We start from the raw sequence: 1003 nt of genomic DNA, 5'->3' as shown, positions 1-1003 counted from the left end.
TCCACGGTGAGAAGTTTTATAACAACAACTTTATGATTGATGGGTTATCGAATAATAACACCATCAATCCCGGTGCGAACGGCGGTGAGTTGAGCAACTCGCCCGACGGTTACAGTCCCACCGACCTGCCTGCAGGTGGTACGCAGTCGTTCTGGATTAACTCTGAGCTGGTGGAGCAGCTGGAAGTGTTCGACAGCAACGTGTCGGCCAAGTACGGCGACTTTACCGGCGGCGTGGTGGATGCACGCTTAAAAGATCCCAATTTAGAAAAAGCCTCCGGAAAAATTTCGTACCGCACCACGCGCGACAGCTGGACGCGATACCATATTGACGCCAGCGATGCTGAAGCCTTTGAACTGGCCACCGAATTGACGCAGCAGCCGAAGTTTAAAAAAGAGTTTTACTCGTTTAGCGCTAATCAGCCGCTAAGCGATAAGGCCGGGTTTATCTTTGCCTATAACCGTCAGAAGTCGACGATCCCTAATTATCATACCTGGCTCGAAGAGTGGCACGATCAGGAACGCCTGGCCGAAACTTATTTACTGAAAGGGAGCTATCTGGCCGATAACGGCGATATGTTCCGCCTGACTGGTATGTATTCTCCGCATGAGTCGAAGTATTATCGCAAGGATGTGAAGAACGGCGGTTATACCAATACCGGTGGTGGTTACCGTGCCAATATGGAATGGGAGCATAATGCTGACTGGGGGAAAATGACCAGCCTGGCGGGCTATCAGTTTGAGCAGAATAAAATCGATCATGGCGCTGATACCTATCAGTCCTGGCGCCGTTATAACAGAGCAACCAATTTTGTATCTGATACGATTAACTGGAGTAGCGGTACACCGGGAGCGAATTTCCAGAGTGCCTATATAGGTGGTTATGGTTCCTTTGCGACTGAGAAACGTACCACGACGCTGAAACAGGACTACGAACTTAATCCGCTTAATCTGGCAGGATTACAGCATCAAATTGATCTTGGCTGGCAGGTCGATGTTTACAG

At 49.5% G+C, this 1003-nt stretch carries 1 pseudogene; it reads left to right on the top strand.

Annotation, left to right across the window (positions count from 1 at the left end):
* Positions 1 to 1003, top strand: a pseudogene (locus WH277_RS00850) (TonB-dependent receptor plug domain-containing protein); the annotation flags it as partial.

The sequence above is a fragment of the Erwinia sp. MYb416 genome, assembly GCF_037479575.1.
GTDB lineage: Bacteria > Pseudomonadota > Gammaproteobacteria > Enterobacterales > Enterobacteriaceae > Erwinia > Erwinia rhapontici.
Note: the sequence above shows the minus strand (reverse complement) of the source record. Positions and strands in the feature narration are given on the sequence as shown.